Here is a 23,072-nt window from a genome sequence, read left to right as displayed (position 1 = left end):
CCCGCTTAGCGGGATGCGAAAATTTTTATGCTGTTTTAGGGAGGACGTGTTGAAGAATTGGTTTAAATTATTTCTGCGAATATCTGCTAAATCTGCGCCAAATATAATTGTGATTAAAACAGTTTCTATCACTTTTGGTTGCGGCTATGCTGCCTTAGAATATTTACTTCAAAAGATCTTTTAAATCCACTTCTGCCATTTCTTTTAAAAAGTTCTTTACTGAGCAACTCATTTTTATTAATTTGAACTAAGGGAAATAAATTTACGTCTGGTTATTAAAGTCAAAAGCCCTTTTGTCCTTATTTTCCGCTACCGGACAGGGCGATGACTGAACCTGTGGTTTGATTTTGGGTACAAACATTACTCAATTTGATGTTTTTTGGACAATTTGATGCGAACGCGGTAGGTGAGAAGAGTATGGTAATCTGGAATTACCTGATTACGCCTTTGTTCATCTGTCTGGCCCGCATTACAGATGTGAGCATTGGAACGATCCGCATTATTATGATTGGCCGCGGGAACCGTATTTGGGCGGGAGTTTTAGGCTTTTTCGAAGTCATTATCTGGTTGCTGGCTATTGGGCAGGTGATGAAAAATCTGAGCAATGTCAGTTCTTATCTGGCCTATGGTTTGGGCTTTGGTCTGGGGAATGTGATTGGCATCTCTCTGGAAAATAAACTGGCGCTCGGTAATCAGGCTGTTCAAATTGTAACTGAAGAAAATTTAAAAACTCTGAGCATGCTGTTACGTGAAGAAGGCTTTAAGGTAACACACCTCTTTGCCTCCAACGAAAAGGAACAACTCGATTTTTTGTATCTGGTCGTTCCGCGAAAAAAAGTGAAAAAAGTGTTACAAATTGCCAGAGAATTTGATCCCGCTGCTCTGATTTCGGTATCGGATGTGCGCAGCATTTATCCGCAGTACGCAAATTCCCGTCATCGCAGGTGGCGTGATATTTTGAAAAGAAAATAACCTAGGAGGAAGGAATTGAAACAGATCGAAATGTACACAGACGGGGCCTGTTCAGGCAACCCCGGCCCTGGCGGTTTTGGGACAATTTTAAAATATGGCCCGCATACCAAAGAGTTGTCAGAGGGCTACACGCGAACCACCAATAATCGTATGGAGTTGTTAGCTATTATCAAGGGGCTGGAAGCGCTTAAGGAGCCATGCGAAGTCACCGTTTATTCCGATTCGCGTTACATTGTGGACGCAATCAACAAGGGCTGGTTGCAAAGCTGGATTAAAAGAAACTGGATAAGAGGCAAAAATGAGCCGGTAAAGAATGTGGATTTATGGAAGCGTTTGGTAAAATTGATGCAAAAGCACAAGGTACACTTTTTTTGGCTCAAAGGACATAATGGTCATACGGAAAACGAACGATGTGACCAATTGGCTGTTAAAGCGGCTGCACATCCGACCTTGAAAGATTTATGAACCAGTTTCCTGCCCTTTTCCAGATCACTCATCAATCAATACCATTTTTTTGGGCTAATTCACCAAGCACTGGCTGATTTTCAGGCGGGGTTCATTATTTCATTCAGGATGGTTACCAATTCCTCAATTTTAAATGGTTTTTTTAAACACGCTTTAAAACCATATTTTTGATACTCGGCCATTACCGGGTCGTTAGAATATCCGCTGGACACAATCACTTGTGCCTCGGGGTCTATTTCCAGTAATTTAGCCACGGCTTCCTTACCTCCCATCCCGCCGGGTATGGTCAAATCCATGACCACCAGATCGATTTTTTGGGCATTTTCCATAAACGCCTGATACAGATTAATGGCTTCCCGGCCATCTTTGGCTTGCACCACCACAAAGCCCAACTGATCGAACAGATTGGCGGCTAAATCACGCACCATTTCTTCATCATCCATGACCAACACCAGTGGTTTGCTATTGCCTTTCGTAAATTTACTGATCGTAATTTTTTTCTCTACCTTTTCATCTCTTTTAATTGTGGCTGGCAGGTATATGGTGAATTCTGTACCAACACCCACTTCTGATTGAACCTCAATGTGTCCGTTGTGTTTTTTAATGATCGAAAAGGCTGTAGCCAGGCCAAGTCCGCTGCCACTTTGTTTGGTGGAGAAGAAGGGATCAAAAATCCTGGCTAAATACTTGGCCGGAATGCCCACACCCTGATCTTTAATGTTTAAGCGAACATACTTGCCCGGGTTGAGCGGTAATTTACTTTTTTCTTCGATGGTCACATTTTTCAATTTTAAAAAGATGGTTCCGCCATTGGGCATAGCCTGATCGGCATTAATAACCAGGTTTTGTATGACCTGATTAATCTGTCCGGGATCTACTTCCACATTCCACAACCCGGACTCACTTTCCATGACGTAATCGACATTGGAACCGCTTAAGACAAACTCGGCCGTTTCTTTGACCAGTTCGTAAATATCCGTTGGTTTTTTGATGGGCAATCCGCCTTTAGAAAAGGTGAGTAATTGATGCGTGAGTTCCTGAGCTTTTTCGGCGGCTTTTTCGGCGCTCTGAATCCGACTGATTAATTTTTTATCCTGTTCGTTCATGCGCAGGCGTAATAATGAGAGGTTACCCATGATGGCTGTCAGAAAGTTGTTAAAATCGTGAGCAATTCCACCGGCCAGGACGCCAATAGATTCCAGTTTCTGGTTCTTTAACAATTCCTTTTCCATTCGCCTTTTTGAAGAAATGTCGCGAAAAGCCATAACCACACCCATGATATGGCTATCCTTGTCAAAAATGGGCGCGGCTGAATAATCGACAAGTACCTTATTGTCCTGCCGGGTCACCAGATAACCGGTACCTTCAATCTGGTTGGCCCCATTGGAATGGATTAATTCTTCAACCGGGTTAGGGAGCAATTCATCCGAATGTTCGTTTCTTAATTGGATTAATTCAGAGAATTTTTTGCCAAAACACTTTTCTTCATCAAGGTCATCCAGGCTCATAATGGTTAGTGCCCGCTTATTGCACAGGATAATCCTCTGCTGACGATCGGTAGCAATCACGCCATCGGCAATGGCAGATAGTGTGGCTGCCAATCGTTCCTTCTCCTGGAGTAAAGCCTCTTCGGCCTGTTTGCGTTCGGTAATGTCGAAAACAGTGCCCAGACCGGCCTCTTGATCCAGATATTTAATCGCTTTTGCTGAGAAATCGATCCAGCGCTCTTGACCATCCTTGCGAATAATTTTGAATTCATAACGATCGGGAACCTTTTCACCACGCATTCTTTTTTGAGCGCGTTCTGCAACAATGCTTCTAAAATCCGGATGTACAAGATCAAGAATCGGCCTGTTGAGCAATTCATCCTTTGAATAGCCGGTAATGCTTTCTGTGGCTGGATTCACATAAACAAACTTAAAATCCTGGTAAATAAAAATAGCAGAAGGAGAAATTTCGGTCAGTGTCCTGAATTTATATTCACTTTCTGCCAGCGCTTTATTGATGGCTTCGACCCGCTCTTTTTCTTGTTTCAGCTCAATGGTTCGTTCCTGGACCATTTGCTCAAGATAAGCCTGGATCTGTTTGTTTTTGACATCCCGATAGTAGATGGTTCCAATGACAATAGAAAAAATTAATAAGCTGCTGAGAACAATGAACCACCATGTTTTGTAGAAGGGCGGTGTAATAATAAAGCTCAATTGTGCCGGTTCTGACCAGTGTACGCCATCAATAGAAGCGCGAACCTGAAAGCTATATGCTCCCGGAGGGATGTAAGAGTATTGTGCCATTCTTGACGTAGTGGGACTCGACCAGTAAGCATCAAAACCACTTAAACGGTATTGGAATTTCAGCCATTCTGGTACTTTGAAGAAAATCCCTGTAAAATTAAACGTCAGATGGTTCTGACGATAAGATAATTTATTGTCCTTTGGCCATTGAAAGGGTTGGGAGAATACCCGAACATCGTATAATTTGATAATTGGTTCTAAGATGTACTTATTTAAGAGAGCAGGATTCACTCTGACCGCGCCATCTATGGTTCCGAACCACACTGTGCTATCCGCATCTAAAAAAACGGCTCTTTCATTTGTTTCCGTCACTTCAAAACCACTATTCAATCCGATTTCATATTTACCGCCTGTTTTTAAATCAATACAAACCAGCCCTCTGTTTGTGCCGATCCAGAGCTGATTCTTCCAGAATTTCAGCGAGTACAGTGAATTTTGCGTAAAGCCAAAACGGGCAGTCAATATTTCTACTTTTTTACCATCAAAAGCGATGATATCGTCATTTGTACTGATCATCCAGAGTCGCCCGTCAGGCCCGCTGGTAATGCAAGTTAGCCCGTGAATCGGATAACCGGTTTCTGCGCCAAATTTCTGGAATTCTTTACCGTCAAACTTTATTAATCCCGCATCATAGGTACCAATCCATAAATTCCCCATATCATCTTTGTAAATAAAGGAGATGCTATCGCTGATGACCTTATTTTTTTTATGCGTAATATGTTCAAATGTATTCTTTTGAGGTGAATACACTAAAAGGCCATAATCTTCAAATCCAAACCACAATCTTCCGTCATTGCTTTGTTCCATGCAAAAGACATATTGGGCATCGATATCATCGGGAATTTTGAATTCCGAAAACCGTTTCTGTTTCAAATCATATTTAAATATGCCTCCGCCAAAAGAAATGAACCATAGGTTTCCTATCCGATCCGGGAAAACCTGCATGACACTAGTGAGCTCTTTATCGCCAATTTTGTGGACTATCTCTCGTTTTCCCGTTTGCAGATTCATATGGGCTACACCTGATTCCAGCCCAAACCAATAATCCTTCCCATCCCCCCAGATGGACCAGATGATGTTCTCTGGTGCATCCTTCTGGGCCATGCGATAATGGCGCATCAACGATTCTCTTAAAAAATCAACGCCCTTACCATTCAATCCCAACCAGATATTATTTTCCCTATCCACAAAAACTTTGAAAATATCACCCGATGTGAGCGGATCTTGTGGTTTAAAATGCTCAATTTTATACTTTTGTGTTTGAGATTGTATTTGCTGAACGAAAGAGATGCCCTGAGTGTTGTAACTGAGCCAGAGGTTTTGTTCTTTGTCCAGAGCAATGTTCCAGATATTGTTTTCCAGCAGTCCGTCTTCTCTGGTAAGTTTTTCTACCTGGCCGTTGGTTTTAAGGACAAACAGCCCTTTATCCAGCACACTGAACCATACATTCCCTGTTGAATCTCGCACCATATCTATTAAAAAAGGCTTTTTGAGATTCAGGATTTCCAGCGAATCGATTTGTCCTGGGAGAGAATCGGTTAAGTGAATGGTTGAAAGGCCGCGGGCCGTGGCCACCCATAATGTTGAATCATCGTATTGGAGCATGCTGTAAACATAGGAGCTGAGTAAACCGGTTTTACGCGTTAATTTATGAAACTGTCCCTCCTGAAAAAAATAAAGCCCTCGACCAATGGTAATTATCCAGATGCGTCCCGATGCATCCTGAAACAATCTGTAAATTTGAAATCGGTTTTGAGGCACATTATTGATTCTGATCTGGTATGTTTCAGTTTTAAACGTTACGGGATCAATTTTAGTGAGTTTTCCTTTTTGGTGAGCAAACCAGAGATCGCCATTGTCCGCCACCAAAGCCGCTGTGGTGTAGTTTTCCGCCAGGCCCTGGCGTCTGGTAAAATTTTTAAAATCATGGCCGTCAAAACGTGAAATTCCGCCGGCTGTTGCAAACCAGATAAACCCTTCCTTATCCTGCACAATATCGAACACCTGAGATTGCACGAGCCCGTGCTGCACATTGTAATTTCGAACCTCAACACGACTGGCGAGTGATGGCATTACCGCCGCAATAATGATTACATAAAAGAGAATTTTTTTCATTTTTTCAACACACTCTATCATTTAGATTAAATCCATAATCCATTGTCGAATCAAGTGGCCAAAGCTTAAATTTTTCTATAAAAAAAGTATTAAATTAAAACATGCTTGTTTTGCTCTGCAAAACGTTTTAACCTGGAAATACCCGTTAAGCCACTTTCAAAAAAGGGTAACTTGTGTGTTTCAATTCCTTTACCCAATGAAAATTCTGGTTCCATTGATCCGAGGTCCTTCATTTTGTTAAGAACAAATTGACTGACAGCTAACTTTAAATCCGATAATTGTTTCTCAATTCGTCGACTTTCTGCCAGAGAAACCGTGTCGGGATTGGCTACCAGAATAATTTTGCAAATCTCTTTGTTTCTGAATAGTTCTGTCAATTGTCGGTATTGCATCAACTGCTGTTCCAGATTTTTTTTGATGGCATCGGTTTCAATCTCCTTTTTTCCCCATTTTACCCGGGAAATAATCTCTTTTTTCTTCAGGATATCTTTTCGCAATTGCAATAATTGTTCTAACCAAACCGTGGAAACAAAAGGTAAACTAAAAAATTTAAGAGCCACTGCTGTGGGAGGCATGTCGAAAATTAAAACGTCCACTTTCGATGCCTTTTCATTCCAATAATGCTGAAAAGCCAACAAAAGACCGTATTCCTCTAAACCAGGAGTTTGCTTTAACACACTAAAATGGTGTTCCAGATTTAACGAGGTTAAATATCGATAACTCTTTTGTAAAAGCTGTTCGCTCTGCTGTAGAAATTTTTTAATAAAACGATCGATATTGGGTTCAAAAAAATGAAGCGTTTGGGGCAATTGTTTCTTTTCATCGCCAATAATGTCGTACAGATTGTGCGCTTGATCCAGTGATACAAGCCAGACCTGTTTTTTACTTTGAGTAAAAGCTAAAGATTTTAAAATGGCAATGGTCGATTTACCAACGCCGCCTTTTCCTAAGATAAAATAACATTCCATGTCTATCCGACATCAAAAGATGAGAACAATTGGGACAATGGGCTTGAGGCTAAATCGGTACGCTGTAACATTAAAATTAAGTGCTCTTCCATTTCCGGCAGCAAGTGCAAGGCAACCGGCGCCGGAGGAGAGGGTAATCCGATGAAGAACCCCAGGGTAAGCAAGGTAAAAATGTTTTCCAGCTCGGCCACTTCCCATTCCAGATTATCCGTTGCCTGTGCTCGGAAAAACTCGTCCCAATTCTGATATTGTTTTTTAAACCAGTGTTTAACCCCGATTAATTTGCTTATTATTCTAATTGTAATTCTACCTCTTTTCCATTTGCCCTGAAGAATTTAAGTAATCCCTCCACGGAAATCCACAATACTAGCAAAATAATAAGGCCGTTGATGGAAAGCAACATAATATTTTTAGTAGAGATGAAGTTTTGCTGATTCAATAGACTGGCCCACAGGGTCATTACGGCCATAAAAAGGGCGGGTAATCCGGAGACCATCCATTTTATTCCGCCTTTGTTCCGCAGATAGAGCGTAATAATAATCAGAGCCAGCGCAGCAAGGGTTTGGTTTACCGCACCGAACATGGGCCAGAGCGTTAAAGCGCCCTTGCCATCCGCACCGGAAGCAAAGGCCAACAGGCCGGCGGTGATAACGGCAAAGGCCGTGGCCGGATAGCGTTTTGACAAGGCAGGCATTTTAACGTCCGAAGCCAGTTCGCTGATGATGTAGCGCTGAATTCGGGTGGCTGTATCCAGGGTGGTGCCGGCAAAGGAGGCTACAAAAACACCCATAATCACCGTAGCGATGTTCTGGGGGATGCCCAGACTGGTAATAAAATTAGCGGCGCCGGTTACAAAAGCGGCAATTTTAGAACCTAATCCGGCGGCTGCGGTCCAGCTGGCATAGTGCGTTGTCCAGGCCTGCAGGCCGAACAGCATTTTACCCTCAGCCGATTGATATCCCAATCCAATACCTCCGGCAACAGCAGCGATGACCAGCGTAGCCAGAGCCCCTTCGGTTAACATGGAGCCATAACCTACAAACAGGGCATCGGGTTCACTTTTAACCTGTTTGGAAGAGGTACCGGAAGCCACCAGAGAATGGAAGCCACTGATAGCCCCGCAGGCTATGGTAATGAATAAAAAGGGCCACATGGAAGGGGCTTCCGGTGGATGCATCTGTACCACCGGGGCAACCAACGTCAATTTACCTGTAAAAGCGGCAAACACAATTCCTAAGGTCATCAGGAACATGGCAATCAACAATTGATAGGCATTGATAAAATCACGTGGCTGTAGTAAGGTGGTAACGGGCAGTACCGAAGCCCAGAAGGCATAAATCAGCAGAATAATGGTCCAGATGCCGGTAGGCGGAATCCCAAAAAGGGCAGGCATCTTTAACGGGAAATAGGCGCCCAGCACCATGGTGGCGTACAGCGTTACAACGGCAATAATCGACCACACAATGACATTGCCGTTCCGTTTGTAGATTACATACCCCAGCGTAATGGAGATGGGGATTTGTAACCAAACCGGCAAAACGGAGGAGGGGAAAATATTAAAAATGATCGCAATCACCAGGCCAAAAATAGCGATCACAATCCACAAGGCCAGAAAAACAATTAAAAAGAAGAAAAAACGCGTTCGACTGTTAATGTAGCGCGCTGTGAATTCGGAAATGGATTTGCCTTTATTCCGTAAAGAGATGACCAGGGATCCGAAATCGTGTACGGCCCCCATAATAATCGAACCCAGAAAAACCCACAGCAAAGCCGGAAGCCACCCCCAGATTATGGCGATGGCCGGTCCTACGATGGGCCCGGTACCGGCTATGGAAGTGAAATGGTGTCCAAAAATGATCTCTTTTTTTGTGGGCACATAATCGATCCCATCTTCAAATTCTCTGGATGGCACCACCGCCTCTTTAGAAAGTTTAAAGATGGCCCGTGCCAGATATTTGCCATAAAGATGGTACATTAAAATATAACCGAAAAAGGTAATCAGAACCATTAATAAAACATCCATGAGCACTCTCCCTGCCAATCATTCATTTAAAAAATATTGGGATAATTTAAAAAATCATCACAAAAATGTAAAATATGTTCTGGATGTAACAAAACTAATGCAGCAGAGCCGCAAACTTTAAAAAACCGCAAGGAGCACAAAGAAGTAATTATAATTAAAAATTAAAAATTACGAATTACGAATTATTTTGCGAAAGGGCAAGTTTTCCGAGGCGGTGAAGGTCTGTGCCGGCATGTCATTCTGATTCCCGCTTCAGCTGGAGAAGAATCCCTTACATGATTAAAGAGATTCCGGCTCTCGCTTGTGCTCGGCCGGAATGACACGTTCGGGGAAGATATTTCGCTATACTCTGCACGTCGCTTTCGCCCCGCGCATCGGTCGAAATGACAATCAGTGAGGCTTCGTACCGAGTGTCATTCCAGATCCCGTTTTCGGGGACAGGCTTGTCCGGCCGTAGGACGGGCCCGTCTGGCAAAGCGCAGCCTGACAGGTCTGGCCACCGGACAGGCCATTCAACCAATCAACCAATCAACAATTCAACCGTTTTACTTCCTCAAGCAGCACAAAAATTTTGGCATTCCCGCTATTGCGAGGTCGATTTTATAAAGGAAGCATTCTCAAAATGATCATACACTTGTCCTGAGCCCCCATGGTATTGTCTCATCAGGTTGGCGGTTAGACAGGAATGGACAGGCAAAACGCCCACAAGCTGACCAATTTGTATCTTTTCAAAAGTTGGTTGATCGACCCTGGCAATTCCATGCTCCTGAGAAAGGGCAATGAGAGGATGTAAAGTTTTGGGGGGCTGCCAGCCCTCTTCATCAAGTTCCACTAAAATTCCGTAGCAAGCCTGTGCCTCGGGCCAGGCGATCTGTTCTTTGGACAGGTGAATCGCCCCGCCGTAAAGCACAACCTCCATTCGGTCAGTATGTTTGGCCACAACAGGACAGGCCAGAGCCACGGCGATATCTTCTAAAAAGCAGGAACCGAGCCTCCACTGCATTATATCAAAAAAAACGAAGTTCCCGGGTCGGATTTCATCAATGCCACTAAAATCTTCGGCCAGGCTACAGGATGGTGTATCTCCTATGGAAACAATTAAATCCGGAAACACATTCAGGTAGCGCCGCTTAAGGGCAGTCAGTTTCTGTAAATTGTCCTGATGGATGTGCAAAATTTCAGCTTTTGATCTGGCATGGTAGGTATTTCCAGCATGTGTTAAAAATCCCTTAAAATGCAGCCTGGGATGTCTGGATATTTCTTGCACCAGTTGATCGATTACATCCACCCGTTCAACAGGCACTCCCGTTCGATGATAGCCGGTATCAATCTTCAGGAAAAGGCCAATCTCTGTAGTGGTATTGTGGGCCATGGCCTGGATATGTTGCTGGTCTTCAACCAACAAATTGAGCTGGACACGACCTGCCAGATCATTGATCAGGGCGATTTCACGAATATTGACTGGAAATGCCACCGTAATATCCAGCCATCCGTCCCGGGCAAAATAGTCGGCCATGGAGAGTGAAGATACGGTTATCTGCTCGATTCCCCGTTCTTTGAACCAGGCGGCAATGGTCCGGGATTGGTGGGTTTTAAAATGTGGTCTGAAAATGAGACCATGCTTTGCGGCTTTAGCCTGCATTCGCTCAATGTTGGTCTGACAGGTTCTTTCATCCAGCAGCAATGTAGGCCGAACAATGCGCTCCAGATTGAACATAAGGCTTCTTTCCTACTCTGAATTGTGCGTTAATGAAAAAGGGGCAATCGTTCTTATTAAGGTATGAACGACCAGGTCATTCCCCAACAAACCTCAACCATCGCTTTGGGCAAATAAGATCCGCTTTTTTTCAGGTATTACAACCAATAAGCTTAGCCCCATGCCCGGTTCAGAACGCTTTGCTTCTCTGCTCTCAACTACCAAAGCGCAACCTTACAAATTTTTCAAAATAAACTGCGTCATCATTTTGTACAGATGGTAGTGCGCTCCTCTGCCCTGCAGACTGTGGTTGAGTCCAGGATAAATCATCAGTTGAAACTGTTTGCCCCTTTGCTGCAAACGTTTAATGACCTGCATGGTATTTTGCATGTGGACATTGTCATCCGAGGCCCCATGTACGATAAGCAATCCTCCCTGGTAGCTATCAAGGTAATTTAATACAGAAGTTGAATCGTAGCCTGCTTTGTTTTGCTGAGGTACCCCCAGGTACCGTTCGCTCCAGATGGTATCGTAAAGGCGGAAATCCGACACCGGAGCCACGGCAATACCTGCTTTAAAATATTTTGAACCTTTGGTCATACACATTAAGGTCAGATAACCGCCGCCGCTCCAGCCCCAGATGCCAATCCGTTTAGAATCGACGTAAGGAAGGCCAGCCAGATATTGAGCTGCTTCTATGTGATCTTGCAGGGCGTACTTTCCGATATCGCCGTAAGCCAGATTTTTAAAGGCTTTTCCACGACCGCCAGTACCGCGGTTGTCAATCGTAAAAATCAGATAACCTTTTTGCGTGAGTAAGGTGTACCACAAGATATCCCGTGTCCAGACATTCCATACCATTTGAGACCCAGGCCCGCCATAACCGTAAATCAACACAGGATATTTCTTCCGGGGATCAAAATCGACCGGTTTAATCATCCGCGCATTCAAGGTAATCCCATCGCTTGTTTTGATAGTCAAGAATTGGGGCAGGGCCAGAGGAATGCTGTCAAATTTGGTTCTTGTGTTTTCAAGCAATGTACGAATGGTATTGCCTTTGTTCGATTTAAGCAGCTGAATGGGCGGCTGCTGGGCCGAGGAGTAGGTATCGACAAAATAGTTGCAATCGGGGGAAAACAGAGGATGATGACAGCCGGGGCTCTTATCTAAAGATTGTAACTGCTTACCATTTAATTTTACAGAAAAAATATGATTTTCGATGGAACTGCCTTTGTTGGCAGTGAAATAAACACGGTCCTCCTGCTCCGATAGCCCGAACACGGCCGTGACTTCCCAATTCCCTCTGGTTAACTGCTTTTTAAGCCTGCCATCTAAATCGTAGAGATAAAGATGTCGGAATCCGTCGCGCTCCGAACTCCAGATGAAAGCCTTGCTTTTTTTTAGGAAACGCCAATCATCGCGCACATCGACCCAACAGGAATCGGTTTCTGTTAAAATTACTCTGGTTTGCCCATTACGCACATCACCCAGCAGAAGCTGCAGATGATTTTGTAAGCGATTCAGGCGCATGATGGCCAGAGTGTGGGGATAAGGCGTCCATTTAATACGCGGAATGTACACATCCTTTTGCGAACCGGTCTCCATCCAGATCGTTTGTCCGTTCTCCAGATCATACACACCGATTTTGACCAGCGCATTGGCATCGCCGGCCTTGGGATAGTGAATGCTTCTTACTTTGCCATATTTCCCCTCAAATTCGGTCCAGCTAAACGTTGGCTCTTGTGATTGATCCACGCGCCAGAAGGCAATTCGCTTAGAATCCGGCGACCAGCGCCAGCCATCAGACTGGCCAAATTCTTCTTCGTACACCCAGTCGAACTGACCATTGATGATGACATCGGAGCCATCGTTTGTAATTTGCCGGATGTCCCCTGTATTTAAATCTTGAATAAAAATATTATTGTCCAGCACATACCCTACTTTTTGGGCGTCCGGAGATAGTTTGGCATGGCGTACACGAGTGGAATCATTACAGACGGATTGAATGCTTTTGCTCTGCAGATCGTAAACCAGAAAACGCGCCTCATCAAATCGACGCCACACGCGCCGGGCATCGGTCTTAATCAACATTTTACGACCATCTTTGGATAGGGTGAAGCTGAACATGTGAACCGGCTGACCCGTGTAAGGATCTTTAACCGAACTCAAATCCAGCCACTCGGTTTCTTCTCCCGACAAAATTGCATGGCGAATGATTTTATGTTTTTTCTCTCCGGGTCGCATGAACAAAAGAGCCTGTTCTCCAGGCAGCCACTGAAGGTTCCGTAGATATTTAAGAGCAAATTGTTTTGATTTAAAAATATCTTCTAAGGTAAGCTCTTTTTGCTGTGCTTTGACAGAACTGAAAAAAAGTAGGGCAATAAAGACAAAAATGATACGTCTCATTTTTAAACCTCCATATTATTAAAGGAACAATATCAAAAAAAATAGAATTACTTGCAAGCTAAACTAAGGCATGAATTGGCTCTGCGCCTAAATGGCAGAGATGGATTTTCCCCGTTCTCTGCCCGCGAACTCCTTTTTTCCTTTAAGCTTCCGTTTTTTTTTAATCTTTTTTTCTTTTTTATTTTTTACTTTGAAAGTGAACCCACCCCCAACCCTTCCCAGGAGGGGAGTTTTGGATTTGCCCCTCCCAGGAGGGGAGTTTTATGTGCGCCCCTCTCAGGAGGGGAACTACAGATGTGCCCCACCCACGCGAGGTGATTAAGAGGTTGGTCAAATCATATAAAGGCAGGCTGTTATGCGCTTAACTGCTTTCAGGCCGGTTGCAAGGCTTGCGTGTCACGGAGAATTTTTTCCATCAAAGATTGTACGGAGCTTAAAATTTGTCCATACTGCTTTTTTAAATCAGGGCTTAATTTTTCACCAATCTGTATGGCATCCCTGATATTAATGCCAATTAACCACATTTCTTCGGGCATTTGCAAATGGAGGCGTTTACCGATTTCGATCATGGAACCTACGCCGATGTAGTGCGGTGAGCTGCCCTGAACATGGGAAGGGCTACCTGGTAAAGACCAGCACTTAATTTGTCCTGGTTTTTCTGCGGGACAGATGACAGAATCGATGAAAACCACTTTGTAAAAGCCAATTAATAAATCCAGCAAGTAGAGCCCGGCCTGAGTAGAAGTCTGGAAACGCACGTTTTGATTTAATGATGGTACTTTTTGCAGATCTTCAACCAGCATTAAACCGATGCGGTCGTCTCCCATCACAGGATTACCCAGGCCGAGAACCAGGGTATTTTTGTGTTTAAGTGACATCGCGCGCTCCACGCACAATTTCCCAGAGCTTTTGCCCCTGGAGATTAAAAAACTGGTAAATGATAGGTACTTCGCCGGGAAAGGAATGCGTTGCACAGGCGTGACAGGGATCGTAAGCCCGGAATGCCATTTCGATCTGGTTCAGGATGCCATCATCGTAATGTCCATCTTTAATGAGACTTCTGGCCGCCTTATCAACGGACATGGCAATGCGGGCGGCATTATTCTGCGTAGCTACAATCAAATTTGCTTTGCGAATTACCCCGCGTTCGTCAGTCTGGTAATGGTGGATTAAAGTGCCGCGCGGCGCTTCTACCACACCTACGCCTTCGGTTGGTTTTTCATTGGGTACATTCCGAATATTGTCGCTAATAATTTCAGGATCATTGGCCAGTTCCACCATACGTTCTGCTGCGTAAAGGAGCTCGATCAAACGCGCCCAGTGGTTGGCCAGAGTAAAATGGACGGGCTTACCGCCCAGAGTTTCAAAGAATTTTAAGTAGAATTCCTGAGCTTTCGGTGTGGCCATGCCGTCAGCAGCATTCAGCCGGGCCAGGGGCGCCACACTGTAGATGCCCGATTTTTTCCCTTCGTTAAAGCCGTTCCAGCCCACATTTTTTAAGAAGGGGAATTTTACGTAAGTCCAGGGTTCAACATGTTCGGCGATCTGCTCCAAATATTCCTGCACTTTAAAACGGGCAAATTCTTTCCCGTCTGGGTCTACCACGCGAATCCAACCATCGTAAAAATTGACATGATTATGTTCATCCACCAACCCCATGTAATAGGTTTTGTGTGTGTAAGCGGGCGAGGTAATAATATCGACGTAAGCGGAATTATTCAGCACCACATCTTCGAACAATTGCAGGCTAAACAGACCAAATTCCACAGCCTGATTAGCCACGTCAATAAAACGTTCCTGAATCTCTTTACTCATGGCTTTAGACACGCCGCCAGGCAAGCCCAGCACAGGATGAACGACTTTTCCGCCCATCTCTGTGATGAGTTCTCTGAGTTGCCGACGCATGGCAATCACCTTGACGCCCGTTTCTGTGCCTACCTTTTGTAAAACGCCCAAAATATTACGCGCGGCTTTGGGGGCATCCGGGCCGGTGACAAAATCGGGCCCGCCTAAAAAGAAGAAATGCAAGGCGTGATCTTCCACCATAAAGGTGTTGTAAACCAGTTCTCTGATTTTGCGCGCTGTTGGCGGTGGCTGAATTTTGTACAAATCATCTAGCGTTTTGGTGGAAGCCATGTGATGGGCCGTTGGGCAAACGCCACAAATACGCGAGGTAATTTGAGGCATGTCTTCGGCCTGGCGCCCTTCGGCGAACTTTTCGAACCCCCTTAATTCGGGTATTTGAAAATAGGCCCGATCCACATTTCCTGCATCATTCAAAAAGATGGCGATTTTGCCATGGCCTTCCAAGCGGGTAATTGGGTCTATGGTGATTTTTTGTCCCATTTTCCTGCTCCGTTTTTTATTGTAACACACTACCAATTATGATCAACTCTGGGTCGTCTTTTCTTCTTCGGCTGTTAAATGTCCCAGATTCCGCCGTTGTAGTAACGAAACGGGTAAACTGTAGCGGTAAAAGGTACCCACCGGGTCGGTAATCTTGTTCAAAACTTCCTGGATGTCGCGTTCATCGTTGTAATCTAAAATGGAAGCTATGGCAGCCAGCGCCTTAGCCCCCTGATCCACAACTTTAGACGTTGGACCAAAACAGCCGGTACAGGGCATATTGCCGTTCACGCACAATGCGCCACAACCGGCTCGGGTAGCCGGTCCCATACAAATTACCCCCTGAGCTAACAGACATTTTTCCGGATCGATGTGAATTTCATGCGGCCGTTTAATATCGCTGATTAACAGTTTTTCCGGTTTACTGTCATTGCGCGAGCACTCTTCGCACAGGGCTTTGTCTGGCGCCAGAACCGAACCGCGAGGCGGCAGCTCGCCTTTCAAAATAGCCTGAACCGCATCCAACAACAGCTTGGGCGTGGGCGGACACCCAGGAAGATAATAATCCACTTCAACCACCTGATTCAAAGCGCGAACTGTATTGTAAAATTCGGGCAATTCCAGTTCCCCTTCCTTCACCTTGACGTGTGTTTCCGGATGCTTACCGTTATGCTCTTCCAGCGAGGGCACCTCGTGGTAAGCGCGATTAAAAATTTCTTGCTTATTCCACAAATTGCCCAGACCAGGAATGCCCCCCAGATGCGAACAACTGCCAAAGGCGATCATCAATTTGGATTTCTGTCGCAGAAGTTTAGCCATCTCTTCCTGTTCCTGTAAGCGAATGGCGCCGTTCAAAAACGTAACATCGATTTCACCATCTTCCATTTGCTCCACATCCTGGCGTTTGAAATCGAGTGCTACCGGCCAGAAAACGATATCCACGGCATTAACCACATCCAGGATGTTTTCGGCCAGATCGACAACGGCTTCTTCACAGCCGCCGCAACTGGCACACCAGTAAAATGCAACTTTAGGTTTGCTCATGTTCCTACCTCATGCAAATACATCTTGTTAATTCACGAAAGTGAAGCGGCCCTGAATGGCGATTTCTCAGGGATTTCCAGAATTTTAAGTGGCCCCAGGGCACGGATTTGCTCAGTCATTTCGTCAATTACTTTTTGCACCTTATCGCCCTCGGAAGCAGAAATCCACTCCAGACGTAAACGCTCTTTTTCGATGCCCATCTGCTCCAGCAAGCGTTGCAATAAATGGTAACGCCGTAAAGCTTTGTAATTGCCTTCCTGGTAATGACAATCGCCGGGATGACAGCCGCCAATCAACACGCCATCGGCTCCCTTGCGGAAGGCATTTAGGACAAACTGAGGATCGATGCGACCGGAACACATAACGCGGATAATGCGGGCATTGGGCGCGTACTGCATTCGTGCCGTGCCCGCCAGATCGGCTGCTGTGTAAGTACACCAGGTGCAAAAAAAGGCCACAATTTTTGGTTCAAACATGGATGTCTCCTTCAAATTATTTACGCTTTCTGTTTTGCAAATGCTGTTAACGCGTCTCCTCTTATCATGGATTTACAGAGCTCGGGTTCAAATCTTGTTTTCCGAAATCCAGACAGAGCGCCACCTTATCCTCGGCTTTCAGACCATTAGCACGCCCTCGATCTCCGCAAAGATCTCTTCATCCAGGTAGAGGTGTTGTCGGGCTGCACCGCTGGGACAGGCAGCCACACAGGTGCCGCAGCCTTTACACAACACTTCATTAATGACCGAAACGTGTTTTTCAGAATCGTAGCTGATGGCCGAGAACGGACAGAGTGCCACACAGGTCTGGCAGCCGGAGCAAATCTCCTCATTGATCCAGGCTGTATTGGGTTCTAACTCCACTTCGCCTCTGTCGATTAAAGCCAATGCTTCGGCCGCTGCCGCTCCGGCCTGAGCCACGGCGTCGGGAATATCTTTCGGCCCCTGGCAGGCGCCCGCTAAAAAGACGCCATCTGTAAACGTAGAAACCGGCGCTAATTTGGGATGCCGTTCCAGAAAGAATCCTTCAGTGCTGCAGGAAATATTGAACAGGCGCCGAATTTGATCGGCATCGGGCTGGGCTTCCAGGCCCACCGAGAGAATAACCATATCGACTGGAATGCGCCGTACCATTCCCACCATGGTGTCTTCCACGCGAATGACCAGTTTTCCTTTTTCCGATGGATCGAGCGCCACATCGGTTACTTCGGCAACACGTCCACGGATCAAATGAGCGCCTTCTTCCAGGACACGGTCGTAAAATTCTTCGTAGCCCTTGCCGAAGGCGCGCATGTCAATATAGAAGTTGTACACCTCGGCACCCAGTCGCTCCCGTAAAAGGTGAGCAAATTTCAATGAGTACATGCAGCACACCCGCGAACAGTAGCGGTTGTGGTGCACATCTCTTGAACCGACGCAATGAATGATGCCCACGCTGCGGGGTTTCTGGCCATTTTGCAAAATGATTTCTCCGCCGGTTGGCCCGGCAGAATTGATTAACCGTTCAATTTCCAGACTGGTAAAAACATTCTTAAAGCGGCCGTAGCCATAGGTCGGAATTTTACGTGGATCAAAGGTTTTAAAACCGGTAGCCAGAATAATGGTCCCCACATCAATTTCTTTGATTTCGTCTTTTTGATTGTAATCGATCGCCTTGGCTTCGCAAACCGTGGAACACAGCTGGCAATCGCAGCAAATTCCGCAGGCCAGACAGCGGGCCGCCTCCTGCATGGCCTGCTCCGGCGTGTACCCTAAATGCACCTCTTCAAAGGTGCGCCTCTTCTCAATTTCAATGGTGGGCATTTCCACCCGCCATTTGATGGGCAGGCCTTCTGTGTCCAGCACAAAAGAAGGCTCGAAGGGCCCTTCCATTTCACGACCTTCGCTTATATCCTGATTATTTAAAAAGCGATCTATGGAAATGGCGGCTTTTCTTCCGGCAAACATGGCGTTAACCACCACATCCGGACCGGTAACGCAATCGCCGCCGGCGAAAACGCCGGGAATATTGGTTTCCAGGGTCAGAGGATCGGCGGCAAAGGTGTTAAATTTGGTAACGGCCAGCCCCAGCCGATCTTTCAATGCTTCCACATCCGGTTTTTGTCCGATGGTCACGATCACTCCGTCACAGGGAAGGGTAAATTCTGAATTGGGAATGGGCACCGGACGTCTGCGGCCGGATTCATCGGGATGGCCCAGCTTGGTGCGAATGAACTCCATGGCCGAAACGCGCCCGTTGCTGCCAATAAAACGCACGGGCGAAGCCATAAAATAGAAGCGGATTCCTTCTTTTTCTGCCTCTTCCACTTCTAACTGGTCAGCCGGCATTTCGTTGCGGCTGCGCCGGTACACAATGGTCACCTCTTCAGCGCCGCTGCGCAAAGCCGTGCGGGCCGCGTCAATGGCAGAATTCCCCCCGCCGATGACCAGCACTCTTTTTCCCGGCGTAACATGCATGCCCAGATTAATGCGCCGTAAGAAATCGATTCCCCCCCAAATACCGCGCAAATCTTCGCCCGGAATATTTAACTTTCGTTCCACTCCGGCGCCAATTGCCAGGTACACTGCGGCGTATTTCTTCTTCAATTCTTTTAATGAAATATCGAGGCCCACATGGGTGTTGAGTTTAATGTGAATGCCAATCCGTTCCAGCCGTTCGATCTCTTTATTGATGATGCCCCGCGGCAAACGGAAGGCCGGAATGCCCTGAATCAACATGCCACCAGGTTGCGAAGCCGATTCAAAGATGGTCACTTTGTAACCGCGCTGCCGTAATTCATAGGCACACATCAAACCGGACGGCCCGGAACCGACAATGGCAATGTGTTCCTCACGCTCCAGCGAAGGATCTGGTTTAGGTAGTTCAAAATCGACAAACTGATCGGTCACAAAGCGTTTGAGTCCCGGAATATTGACCGGTTCATCAAGGCGGTTACGCGAGCATAACGACATGCAGGGATGCGAGCAAACCCGACCGCAGATGGAAGGCAGCGGATTATCGCGTAAGATGACTTCCAGCGCCTTGTCAAATTCGCCACGAGCAATCAATTGAATATAGGCCTGCGCTTTTTGATGTAAACTGCAGGTCGCCTGGCAGGGCGGAATGCCGCGCCGTGAAATGGTGTAGGTGTTAGGTACCGATTGCGGAAAGGGGCGGTAGATCGCCGTACGTGTCCCAAGCCCTTCATCAAATTCCGAAGGCACGGTAATTGGGCAAATTTTGGTACATTCTCCGCAACCGGTACACAAATCTTCATTTACATAGCGCGCTTTTTTGCGCACCTGAACTTTGAAATTTCCAACATAGCCTTCAACCGCATCGACCTCGGCATAGGTCAGCAGTTCAATATTGGGATGCGCCGCTACCTGGGTCATTTTGGGCGTCAGAATACAGGAAGCGCAATCCAGGGTAGGAAAGGTCTTGTCAAATTTGGCCATGTGGCCGCCAATGGAGGGCTCGCGCTCCACCAGATAGACTTTTTTACCGGCGTTGGCAATGGTTAAAGCCGATTGAATGCCGGCAATGCCTCCGCCTACAATTAGAACATTGTCGTTCACAGGCACGGAATTCTTTTGCAACTCTTCATGGTAAAATACGCGTTTTACGGCAGCGGCAATTAAAGCCTTGGCTTTGTGCGTGGCCTGCTGCACATCCCCGGTAACCCAGGAATCGTGTTCGCGGATGTTGGCCATGTGAAAGAAGTAGGGATTGCTGCCCCCTTCTTCAACCGCCCGACGAAAAGTGGCTTCGTGCATTAACGGCGAACAGGAGGCCACTACCACACGGTTAATGCCCAACTCTTTGATGTCCTGTTTAATCAGCTCCTGCCCCGGATCGGAACACATGAATTTGTACTCGCGGGCCACCGTAACAAAGGGTAACGTGGAAGCAAATTCAACCACTTCCGGTACATTAACCCTGGCGGCAATATTGGTGCCACAGTGACACACATACACGCCAATTTTTATGTTTCCATTCTGTCCCATAAACTTCCCCAATCGTTTTATTTAAACCGTGGGCCGGGCAAAGTGTAAACTTTGCACCAGCTTCTTTGGCGAAATGATTTGATGTTGCAAACCTAATTGGCTGGCTTCAATCCCAAAAGCCAGGCCCAGCAACTGCGTAAAATACAAAACCGGAATTTCCGTTATCTCTTTGTAGGATTTGATGACCTTTTTCTGGTAGGCTTCCAGATTAAACTGACACAGCGGACAAACCGTGGCAATACAGTTGGCTCCTCTTTCCAGGGCCTCTTTTAACAAGATGTAATTCAAACGTAAGCCCACATCTGCCATAGTACCGGTAAGTGAACCGCCGCAACAGCGGGTTTTGACCGGATAATCGATCACCTCGGCCCCAAGGGCATGGAATAGATCGTCCATGGTCATCGGGTAGGTAGCGTCATCAAATTCTTGAAAGGGCCGGACAATCTGGCAGCCGTAATAGGGCGCTATTTTGAAGGAACGCAAGGGCGATCGAACGCGGTTTCGAATCACTTCTACGCCAACATCATTGATCAACACTTCCAGAGGATGGCGCACTTTAACCTGCCCGCTGTAAGTGAGATTGGCAGCCGTAAGGGCGGCATCCACCTTTTGACGGATTTCCGGATATTTGTTGATGTAATCCTGGGTCTTTTGCAGAGTCAGGTAACAGGCGCTGCAGGGCGCTACAATGTCCCGACCCAATTGTTCAGCCAGGGCCAGATTTCTGGAAGATAGAATGAACGAGGTAGTTTCATCCACAGACATGTAAAAGGTGGCCCCACAGCAATTCCAGTCCGGTAGTTCTTCCAATTTTAAATCCAGGGCCTCAAATACCTGCAAAAGAGAAGCTTCGTATGGTTTTGCCGTCCCTTTTACAGAACATCCCGGATAATAGGTATATGTTTTCATGACGATGCCTCCGCAGCCTTGAGCATGGCTTTAATTTGTTGTCTGTTTTGTACTTTTTCCTTTTTAAACGAAAGACGCCCGCTACGCAACAATCGCCAGCCTAAGGGGACCATGCGCAATAGGTGCAATAACCCGACCTTAAAGGCCAGAATCATAACCAGCCGACTTTCTGTGGTGCGTCCATTCTTTTTGACCATATTGACAAAGGAACGGGCCAAAATGGGAATGGCAAAACGTTTTTTGGGCAAAACATGCTCTTCAATAGCCCGGCGTTTCAGACTGTACATCACATCGGTAATCTTAATATCTTTGGGACAATTTACAGTGCAGGCGTAGCAAGAAGCACACAACCAGATGGTAAAGCTGTGTAAAACTTCATCTTTAAAACCAGCATCGGCCATGGCCATTAACCGTCTGGGCGTGATATCCATGTAAATACTCACCGGACAGATGCTGCTGCATGTGCCGCACTGCATGCATTCTTTTACCCGCTCGCCTCCCGGCATTTTACTCAGCCAGTCAGGAAATTCGGGGTCTAATTCGTTTTCATATTTGACCTTACGTAAAATTTGCATGGCGCTCTCCATCTTATGATCTTATATACCATGAAAGATTTCACAAATTTAATGCCAGAAAAGACTTTGAATTCGGTTTCTATGTTACTTATTAAATATCAGTGGTTTACTAATTCACTTTTAATGTCATTTGTCCATCGGACTAACAGCCAAACGTTTCTATTGGAAACGATTGCGGGTAAAAAGGAAACGGTAGCCTAAGACTACGTACCTCCTTGTTCAATCGCTCTTTTCAACCAATCTGGATGTCCGGAGTCCCCAGCGCTATTCTTTTGGGCCAATCCAGTTCGGGCAAAGATTTTTTGAATAGCTTTCCAGAAATTAAAATTAAGTATTGGTAGCTTCTTGAAATCAAAGAAAAAATGTTGTGATTTTTTTGAGAGAGTCGAAAGAAAATGGCTTCTCTTTTAAAATACTTCTCTTAAAAGCTCTAACCCTTTTGCGTGCCAAAATTTTTGTGTGACATTACTACAAAGCATTTCCAAAAGTTAAAGTAGATGAACATTTACAAATCAAAGAATAAAACTCCCCCTTCCTTATTTTTAAAGGGAAGGGAGCCGGGGGGATGGGTTTTAAAACAAAAGCTCGCCATAAATGCTTAGCCCTCACAAAGTCGCGGATTGAAGCACGAGTTACATTGCTCTTTCGAATGTTCTGCCAATGTAAGGGATTCTCAGAATGACATGCCGGCATGGTTCCTCACCGCCTGGGCATAACTTGCACTTTCACGAAATAATTCGTAATTCGTAATTTTTAATTTTAAATTTTTAATTAAATATTCTCTTTCGTGCATTCGTGGCTTTCTAATTGAATAATGGTTACGATTTTCTTTTCTTAGAAAGCGTAATGGCAAAGTCGGTTAGATACACACACCTTTCCCTGTTTTGCAAAGCGCCATTCTATCTCAGAAAAACACGGGGCATGACCTGGTCATCATTGCCAACAATGAACAATCTCTATTTTTCGTCATTGTACAATCTGGCCGCCTTTTCCCACGAAGTGACAATACCTTTGATCATGGCTGAGCTGAAGCCCTGGTGCTCCATGGTATTCAATCCAGAAATAGTGACGCCGCGGGGCGTGGTCACGCGGTCGATTTCCGCTTCGGGATGGGTTTGATTTTCCAGCAGCAGACGCGCCGCGCCCAGCGAGGTTTGCGCGGCAATCAACATGGCCTTGTCCGCCGGAAAGCCGATTTCAATGCCGCCCTGTGAAGCGGCGCGAATGGCGCGCAGAAAGAAAGCCACGCCGCAGGCGCCCAATGCCGTGGCAGCCGCCA

At 45.9% G+C, this 23,072-nt stretch carries 17 protein-coding genes; 3 read left to right on the top strand and 14 right to left on the bottom strand.

Annotated features, from left to right (window positions below; all coding sequences use genetic code 11):
* Positions 1 to 417 precede the first annotated feature (417 nt).
* On the top strand, positions 418 to 972 hold the full coding sequence (locus tag ACWB0I_RS13560; RefSeq protein ID WP_479388610.1) for a DUF2179 domain-containing protein: 555 nt from the start codon (positions 418 to 420) through the stop codon (positions 970 to 972).
* A gap of 15 nt (positions 973 to 987) precedes the next feature.
* Positions 988 to 1,437 carry a ribonuclease HI gene (gene rnhA, locus ACWB0I_RS13555; protein WP_479388609.1) on the top strand — a complete coding sequence of 150 codons (450 nt, stop codon included), beginning with the start codon at positions 988 to 990 and terminating at the stop codon, positions 1,435 to 1,437.
* An 80-nt stretch (positions 1,438 to 1,517) separates the two neighbouring features.
* Here rnhA and ACWB0I_RS13550 read toward each other — a convergent pair whose 3' ends face one another.
* The 4 genes from ACWB0I_RS13550 to ACWB0I_RS13535 form a co-directional block, all read right to left on the bottom strand.
* Positions 1,518 to 5,843 (bottom strand): hybrid sensor histidine kinase/response regulator, encoded by a 4,326-nt coding sequence (locus ACWB0I_RS13550; RefSeq protein ID WP_479388608.1) that lies wholly within the window; start codon positions 5,841 to 5,843, stop codon positions 1,518 to 1,520.
* An 89-nt stretch (positions 5,844 to 5,932) separates the two neighbouring features.
* Entirely contained in the window at positions 5,933 to 6,811 is an 879-nt protein-coding gene (locus ACWB0I_RS13545; protein WP_479388607.1) for an ArsA family ATPase, read from the bottom strand.
* Positions 6,812 to 6,813: 2 nt separating this feature from the next.
* Positions 6,814 to 7,089, bottom strand: a complete 276-nt coding sequence (locus tag ACWB0I_RS13540) for a DUF7990 family protein (RefSeq protein ID WP_479388611.1) — start codon at positions 7,087 to 7,089, stop codon at positions 6,814 to 6,816.
* Positions 7,090 to 7,100: 11 nt separating this feature from the next.
* On the bottom strand, positions 7,101 to 8,834 hold the full coding sequence (locus ACWB0I_RS13535) for a carbon starvation CstA family protein (protein ID WP_479388606.1): 1,734 nt from the start codon (positions 8,832 to 8,834) through the stop codon (positions 7,101 to 7,103).
* A 393-nt stretch (positions 8,835 to 9,227) separates the two neighbouring features.
* On the opposite strand from ACWB0I_RS13535, the gene ACWB0I_RS13530 reads away from it, so the two are divergent.
* Positions 9,228 to 9,440: a hypothetical protein gene (locus tag ACWB0I_RS13530; protein ID WP_479388605.1), complete on the top strand. Its 213-nt coding sequence runs from the start codon at positions 9,228 to 9,230 to the stop codon at positions 9,438 to 9,440.
* Here the strand turns inward: ACWB0I_RS13530 and ACWB0I_RS13525 are convergent.
* The 10 genes from ACWB0I_RS13525 to ACWB0I_RS13480 form a co-directional block, all read right to left on the bottom strand.
* The gene (locus ACWB0I_RS13525; protein WP_479388604.1) at positions 9,418 to 10,551 is read right to left on the bottom strand and encodes an alanine racemase; all 1,134 of its coding nucleotides are present in this window, start codon (positions 10,549 to 10,551) and stop codon (positions 9,418 to 9,420) included. The genes ACWB0I_RS13530 and ACWB0I_RS13525 overlap by 23 nt on opposite strands.
* A gap of 213 nt (positions 10,552 to 10,764) precedes the next feature.
* On the bottom strand, positions 10,765 to 12,936 hold the full coding sequence (locus tag ACWB0I_RS13520) for a S9 family peptidase (protein ID WP_479388603.1): 2,172 nt from the start codon (positions 12,934 to 12,936) through the stop codon (positions 10,765 to 10,767).
* 371 nt (positions 12,937 to 13,307) lie between these two features.
* On the bottom strand, positions 13,308 to 13,814 hold the full coding sequence (locus tag ACWB0I_RS13515; protein ID WP_479388602.1) for a hydrogenase maturation protease: 507 nt from the start codon (positions 13,812 to 13,814) through the stop codon (positions 13,308 to 13,310).
* On the bottom strand, positions 13,804 to 15,282 hold the full coding sequence (locus ACWB0I_RS13510) for a Ni/Fe hydrogenase subunit alpha (RefSeq protein WP_479388601.1): 1,479 nt from the start codon (positions 15,280 to 15,282) through the stop codon (positions 13,804 to 13,806). The genes ACWB0I_RS13515 and ACWB0I_RS13510 overlap by 11 nt, the downstream gene beginning before the upstream one ends.
* A gap of 42 nt (positions 15,283 to 15,324) precedes the next feature.
* Positions 15,325 to 16,326, bottom strand: a complete 1,002-nt coding sequence (locus ACWB0I_RS13505) for an NADH-quinone oxidoreductase subunit B family protein (protein ID WP_479388600.1) — start codon at positions 16,324 to 16,326, stop codon at positions 15,325 to 15,327.
* A gap of 32 nt (positions 16,327 to 16,358) precedes the next feature.
* The gene (locus tag ACWB0I_RS13500; RefSeq protein WP_479388599.1) at positions 16,359 to 16,802 is read right to left on the bottom strand and encodes a hydrogenase iron-sulfur subunit; all 444 of its coding nucleotides are present in this window, start codon (positions 16,800 to 16,802) and stop codon (positions 16,359 to 16,361) included.
* Between the two features lie 138 nt (positions 16,803 to 16,940).
* Complete coding sequence (locus ACWB0I_RS13495; protein ID WP_479388598.1) at positions 16,941 to 20,309, bottom strand: FAD-dependent oxidoreductase; 3,369 nt, start codon at positions 20,307 to 20,309, stop codon at positions 16,941 to 16,943.
* A 21-nt stretch (positions 20,310 to 20,330) separates the two neighbouring features.
* A complete protein-coding gene (locus ACWB0I_RS13490) occupies positions 20,331 to 21,218 on the bottom strand; it encodes a CoB--CoM heterodisulfide reductase iron-sulfur subunit B family protein (RefSeq protein ID WP_479388597.1) in 888 nt (295 codons plus the stop codon).
* Positions 21,215 to 21,793: a 4Fe-4S dicluster domain-containing protein gene (locus ACWB0I_RS13485; RefSeq protein WP_479388596.1), complete on the bottom strand. Its 579-nt coding sequence runs from the start codon at positions 21,791 to 21,793 to the stop codon at positions 21,215 to 21,217. Before ACWB0I_RS13485 ends, ACWB0I_RS13490 begins: the two co-directional genes overlap by 4 nt.
* 956 nt (positions 21,794 to 22,749) lie before the next feature.
* On the bottom strand, positions 22,750 to 23,072 hold a 323-nt coding region (locus tag ACWB0I_RS13480; protein ID WP_479388595.1), incomplete at its 5' end, for a pyrroline-5-carboxylate reductase family protein.

The sequence above is a fragment of the Caldithrix sp. genome, assembly GCF_056497305.1.
This window is presented reverse-complemented; position numbering and strand designations above follow the sequence as displayed.

Bases quoted from the DNA above. Each gene is read 5' to 3' on its own strand.
- ACWB0I_RS13490 (WP_479388597.1), bottom strand. From the start codon at position 21,218: ATGAAAACATATACCTATTATCCGGGATGTTCTGTAAAAGGGACGGCA.
- ACWB0I_RS13545 (WP_479388607.1), bottom strand. From the start codon at position 6,811: ATGGAATGTTATTTTATCTTAGGAAAAGGCGGCGTTGGTAAATCGACC.
- ACWB0I_RS13495 (WP_479388598.1), bottom strand. From the start codon at position 20,309: ATGGGACAGAATGGAAACATAAAAATTGGCGTGTATGTGTGTCACTGT.
- ACWB0I_RS13520 (WP_479388603.1), bottom strand. From the start codon at position 12,936: ATGAGACGTATCATTTTTGTCTTTATTGCCCTACTTTTTTTCAGTTCT.
- ACWB0I_RS13515 (WP_479388602.1), bottom strand. From the start codon at position 13,814: ATGTCACTTAAACACAAAAATACCCTGGTTCTCGGCCTGGGTAATCCT.
- ACWB0I_RS13535 (WP_479388606.1), bottom strand. From the start codon at position 8,834: ATGGATGTTTTATTAATGGTTCTGATTACCTTTTTCGGTTATATTTTA.
- ACWB0I_RS13510 (WP_479388601.1), bottom strand. From the start codon at position 15,282: ATGGGACAAAAAATCACCATAGACCCAATTACCCGCTTGGAAGGCCAT.
- ACWB0I_RS13505 (WP_479388600.1), bottom strand. From the start codon at position 16,326: ATGAGCAAACCTAAAGTTGCATTTTACTGGTGTGCCAGTTGCGGCGGC.
- ACWB0I_RS13485 (WP_479388596.1), bottom strand. From the start codon at position 21,793: ATGCAAATTTTACGTAAGGTCAAATATGAAAACGAATTAGACCCCGAA.
- ACWB0I_RS13500 (WP_479388599.1), bottom strand. From the start codon at position 16,802: ATGTTTGAACCAAAAATTGTGGCCTTTTTTTGCACCTGGTGTACTTAC.
- ACWB0I_RS13560 (WP_479388610.1), top strand. From the start codon at position 418: ATGGTAATCTGGAATTACCTGATTACGCCTTTGTTCATCTGTCTGGCC.
- ACWB0I_RS13525 (WP_479388604.1), bottom strand. From the start codon at position 10,551: ATGTTCAATCTGGAGCGCATTGTTCGGCCTACATTGCTGCTGGATGAA.
- ACWB0I_RS13550 (WP_479388608.1), bottom strand. From the start codon at position 5,843: ATGAAAAAAATTCTCTTTTATGTAATCATTATTGCGGCGGTAATGCCA.